This window comes from Streptomyces sp. SID5643 (assembly GCF_009872555.1).
Classification (GTDB): domain Bacteria; phylum Actinomycetota; class Actinomycetes; order Streptomycetales; family Streptomycetaceae; genus Streptomyces; species Streptomyces iakyrus.
Genome location: NZ_WWIC01000056.1, coordinates 1 through 4909, shown reverse-complemented (window position 1 = coordinate 4909; position 4909 = coordinate 1). Strand labels below are relative to the sequence as shown.

Annotated in this window: 6 protein-coding genes; all 6 read left to right on the top strand. The window is 69.3% G+C overall.

All coding sequences use genetic code 11. From position 1 onward, the window contains the following. On the top strand, positions 1-147 hold a 147-nt coding region (locus tag GTY56_RS07185; RefSeq protein WP_161363641.1), incomplete at its 5' end, for a RidA family protein. Between the two features lie 140 nt (positions 148-287). Further along, positions 288-1394: an alanine racemase gene (locus tag GTY56_RS07180; RefSeq protein WP_161363639.1), complete on the top strand. Its 1107-nt coding sequence runs from the start codon at positions 288-290 to the stop codon at positions 1392-1394. A gap of 69 nt (positions 1395-1463) precedes the next feature. Then, positions 1464-2198: an SDR family NAD(P)-dependent oxidoreductase gene (locus GTY56_RS07175; RefSeq protein ID WP_161363637.1), complete on the top strand. Its 735-nt coding sequence runs from the start codon at positions 1464-1466 to the stop codon at positions 2196-2198. 654 nt (positions 2199-2852) lie between these two features. After that, positions 2853-3992, top strand: coding sequence for an N-methyl-L-tryptophan oxidase (gene solA, locus GTY56_RS07170; RefSeq protein WP_161363635.1), 1140 nt, complete (start codon positions 2853-2855; stop codon positions 3990-3992). An 18-nt stretch (positions 3993-4010) separates the two neighbouring features. After that, positions 4011-4355 (top strand): hypothetical protein, encoded by a 345-nt coding sequence (locus GTY56_RS07165; protein ID WP_161363633.1) that lies wholly within the window; start codon positions 4011-4013, stop codon positions 4353-4355. Then, on the top strand, positions 4319-4753 hold the full coding sequence (locus tag GTY56_RS07160; protein ID WP_346345435.1) for an Lrp/AsnC family transcriptional regulator: 435 nt from the start codon (positions 4319-4321) through the stop codon (positions 4751-4753). The genes GTY56_RS07165 and GTY56_RS07160 overlap by 37 nt, the downstream gene beginning before the upstream one ends. Positions 4754-4909: the final 156 nt, after the last annotated feature.

Below are 4909 nucleotides of genomic sequence, written 5' to 3'. Positions count from 1 at the left end.
GAGCAGTCGAAGGTCGCCAACGCGGCCAGTGAACTGCTCATCGAGGTACTGGGCGAGAACGGACGGCACGCGCGCACCGCGATCGGTGTCGCCGGGCTGCCGCTCAACAGTCCCGTCGAGATCCAGATGGTCTGCACCGCCGTCTAGGGCGGACCCCAGGGCGGTGTACGCACGCACATGGCGCGATGTCGCGGGCCGCGCGCGTCCGGCAACCAGGGGGAGTCAGCACCCGCGGCCCTCGATCATTCCCCTCGATCATTCCAGGCAAGAACCACAAGGAGAGCAGCGTGAACCGGCTGCAACGAGCACTCGACGCTCTGGTCGAGCGGGTCGACACCCCCGCGCCGATCGTCCTGGTCGACGTCATGCAGGGCAACATCGACCGCATACAGAGCTTCGCCGACCAGCAGAACCTCAAGGTCAGGCCGCACGTCAAGACGCACAAGTGCGTGGAGATAGGGCGACGCCAGATCGAGGCCGGCGCGGTCGGGATCACCGCGGGAAACGTCGGTGAGGCCGAGGTCTTCGCCGCTGCCGGGTTCGACGACATCTTCCTCGCCTACCCGATCTGGGCCGCGGGATCGAAGAAGCCCCGGATCCGCCGGCTCGCCGAGTCGGCCCGGCTGCGGGTCGGCGTCGACAACGTCGCGGCGATCGACGCCCTCGCCGACGCGATGGGAGACGAACCGGACCGGCTGCAGGTCGTGATCGAGATCGACTGCGGCGCTCGTCGTTCCGGGGCGCCGCCCGAGGTCGCGGGCGATCTCGCGCTCGCCGCCCGCAAGCGCGGTCTGGTGCCGGCGGGCGTCTTCACCTATCCCGGTCACGGCTGCGTCGACCGGGACGCTCGCCGGAACGCCGCGCAGGACCAGGAAGCCGCTCTCACCACCGCGGTACGCAGCCTCGAAGGCGTCGGGGTCACCGCAGAGGTGGTCAGCGCCGGCTCCACTCCGACCCTCGAGTTCTCCACCAGCAGCGTGATCACCGAGATCCGTCCCGGCGAGTACGTCTTCGGCGATCTGAACAACGCCCGGCTGGGATCCTGCACGGAGGACCAGATCGCGCTGTTCGTCGCCGGCACCGTGGTCAGCGACTGGGTCCCCGACCAAGTCATCGTCGATGTGGGCAACAAGGCCCTCAGCAAGGAAGGCAGCCCCGAGATCGGCTACGGCGGCATCGCCGGCACGAAGGCGGTCCTGTCCAAGGTCAACGAGTACCACGGGTTCCTCCCGCTGCCGGACGGCGAGTTCCGACCCAGCGTCGGCAGCGTCGTACCGGTGGTGCCCAACCATGTGTGCCCCGTCGTCCTCGGTTTCGAGGAACTGATCGCCACCGACAGCACGGGCACGTCGCTGGAGCGCTGGCCGGTCGACGCCCGCGGCTTCCTCAACTGACCGGCACGGAACGAAAGTTCGTACCCGAGCCGGCGACCCGACCGACCTTCCCCGCAAGGAGTGCCTGACATGAGACTCGACAACGTCACCGCCCTGGTGACCGGCGCCAGCAGTGGCATCGGACAGGCGGTGAGTTCCCACTTCCGCCGCGAGGGTGCGCGGCTGCTGCTCACCGGCCGCAGAGAGCGGCTCGACAGCGCAGAGCCCGACGACCTGTATGTTCCAGGAGACCTCAACGACGAGGCGTTCGTCGAGCACCTGGCCGAGCAAGCCGCCGAGTCCTTCGGCACCGTCGACGTCGTCGTCCTCAACCACGGCTTGCAGGCGACCAGTCCGCTCACCGAGATGGCCTGCGACGACGCGAAGAACGTGCTCGAGAGCAACCTGCTCAGCGCGTTCCTGGTGATGAAGCACTTCGCGCCGCTGATGCCCGAGACCGGCGGCTCGTTCGTCTGCGTCAGTTCACGGCTGGGCATGGTCGGCATGTCCGGGCAGGTCCTGTACTCCGCCGCCAAGGGGGGCCTCATCATGCTCGCCAAGGGCGCGGCGATCGAATGGGCCCCGCGCAACATCCGTGTCAACGTCGTCGCTCCGGGCCTGACCGTCACCCCGGTCATCGAAGCGGCGTTCCAGCGCAGGCCCGACCCCGAGGCCTACCGCCGCCAGCGCGAGAGCACGATCCCGCTCCAACGCCTCGCCACCCCCGAAGAGGTCGCTGACGCGGTGCTCTTCTTCGCGTCGTCGGAGTCGTCGTACGTGACCGGATCGGTCCTGACCGTCGACGGCGGGTACACCGCTTCCTGAAGATCCCTGCTGGGCAGGCGACAGCTTCGTGATGAAGCCGGGCTACGTCGGCTTCTGCACGGCCGTCGGAACCGTACGCGAGATCCACATGGCCGTGGTGTGACGCCGACGGCCGGCCCTCGATCGTCTTCGGGACCTCTCGCGAAGCTGACTGCTGAGCAACGTCGCCCGGGCCGGCTGACTGCTCTGAACGCCACACGCCACAGGCCGCGCAGGTATGGGCCCGCTCCCAGGCGGCGGTCGTCAAAGCGCTGACCGAGGACCACGCCGTCGACGCACTCGTCATCACCGGGGGAGGAACGGCCGCCACCGTCCTCCAGTTCCTCGGCGCCACAGGCATCGACTGCTCGACGAACCCGAGCCCGGTGTCGTCCGCGGCTCCCTGATCGGCTCACTCCCGCTTCCCGTGGTGATCAAGGCAGGCGGCTTCGGCGACGACGCCATGCTCCTGCGCCTGTGCCACCTCGTCCGAGGTCACCCAGCCCCGGGAGAACACGCATGACCCCGGTCGAGTCGAGCGGCCCTCCGCTGGACCTCTTGACTCCCCGTTGTGCCACTGCCATCCTCTGTGCCAGATAGCAGCACAGCGTACCACATTGTGGAACGGGCTCTCAAGGTCCAGCTTGCTGCCCGGTGACACGAAAGGAAAGCCCTGTGTCAGCTGCGAGGAAGCGCGTCGCGGTGGTCGGCGTGGGAACGATGGGCAGCCAGGCCGCGTGGCGGCTGGCCGGCCGGGGTGCCGAGGTCGTCGGCTACGACCGGTTCGCGCCCGGGCACGACCGCAGCGCCGCAGGGGGCGAGACCCGGGTCTTCCGCAGCGTGCAGACCCACGACAGCCGCTATGTGCCGCTCGTCCGGCACGCCGACGTCCTGTGGAAGCAGTTGCAGGCGGAGACCGGGAGGGAACTGCGCCGACTGACCGGAGCCCTGGTCATGGGGCCGGCCGACGACCCCGAGATGCGCACCGTCATGGACGGCATCGCCGAGCACGGCCTCGACCACGAGGTGATCGACACCGAGGCGCTGACGAAGCGCTTCCCGCAGTTCCGTGTCGACGATGGCGACGTGGTGATCCTCGACTCCCACGCGGGCTTCGTCCGCCCCGAGTTGACGGTGCAGACCGCGGCCCGGCGTGCCGAGGAGCTGGGGGCCCGGATCCGCCGCTACACGCCGGTGCGGGAAGTCGCCGCGGTCGCCGGGGGAGGAGTGGAGATCCGCACCGACACCGACACCGAGCGCTTCGACGCCGCCGTCGTCACCCCCGGCCCCTGGGTGGGCGACCTGTTGCCCGACCTGCCGTGGGAAGTGAGCGTCCACCGCACGATCAGCGCCTGGTTCCTGCCCCACGAGGACCACCCGGCAGGCGCCGAGCGTCCTGCCTTCATCCGCTGCGGCGACACCTCTTTCTACGGCATCCCGTCCCCGGACGGCCTGGCCGTCAAGCTCGGCCTGCCCCAGCCGCACCACAAGCTGGTGGACGACCCCAACCGGCTGAACCGCACCGTCGCACCGGAAGAACTGGAGAGCTTCACCAAGGCGGTGCGACGGCACCTGCCCGGACTGAATCCCGACCCGGTGCGCCTGTCCGTCTTCATGGAGGGCTACACCGACAGCACCCGCCCGCTGGTCGGCTCCCTGCCGGGTTGCGACGACATCGTCCTGCTGGCCGGCTTCTCCGGCCAGGGTTTCAAAGTGTCGCCCGCCATGGGCGACATCGCCGCGGATCTCGCCCTTCAGGGCGGCACCTCTCAGCCGATCGACTTCGTCACCACAAAAGGCCGCACCGCGGCCTGAGCGCGAACGAGGAAAGCCATGACCCTGACCATCGGCGCGCTGCGGGCCGAGGCCGGCAGGAAGACCCGTGGGAGCCTGCCCGCCGACCTGGGCACGACGACGGTGGACGTTTCCCTGATCCTCGTCAACGGATCGCGGGAGATCAGGGCCATGGCCCACGCGGTGGGGTACGAGCGGGTCACCCTCGGGGCCGGCCCGGACGGCGGCAACGGCCACGCCGCCGCCCACGGGCGGGGCAACCCCGCGCTGCTCGACGGCCCGTGCCGGCTCCCTCACCACCTCGGCGTCGACGGCATACGGCGATTGCGCGAAGAAGGAGGTCCGCCGTGGATGCCATCGACGAGAAGATCATCGCGGAGCTGACCCGCAACGCCCGCGTCTCGCAGTCCGAGCTGGCAGGCAGGGTGCTGCTGTCCCGCAACGCGGTGCGTCAGCGCATCGAACGTCTGGAGCGCCAGGGCCACATCGCGGGCTACACCATCGTCCGTGCCGGCGAGGACACCGGCGATGTCGTCTCGGCGCTGGTTCTCGTCCACCGCCAGGACCGCATGCGCGGGGGCGACGTGCTGGCCGCGCTCAAGAGCATCCCGGAGGTCGTCATCTGCGAGATCCTCAGCGGCGACTTCGACATCATGGTGCGTCTGGAGGCGGCCTCGCTGGAACGCGTACGGAGCATCTGGGAGAACATCGCCCAGATGCCCGGTGTACGGGACACGGTCACCGCGCTCACCCTGTCCAGCGTTGTCAACCGCCGTCGCTGAGGGCGGGGTTCAGCGGAGCCGGGGTGAGCAGCGCATCCCGGCGTCCTTGCGGGTCACTGGACCACTTCGCTGATGTGGTTGACGCAGACGACCTTGGGCTGGGTCATCTCCTCGAAGGCGAAGCGCACGCCTTCGCGGCCCATGCTGCCGTACTTG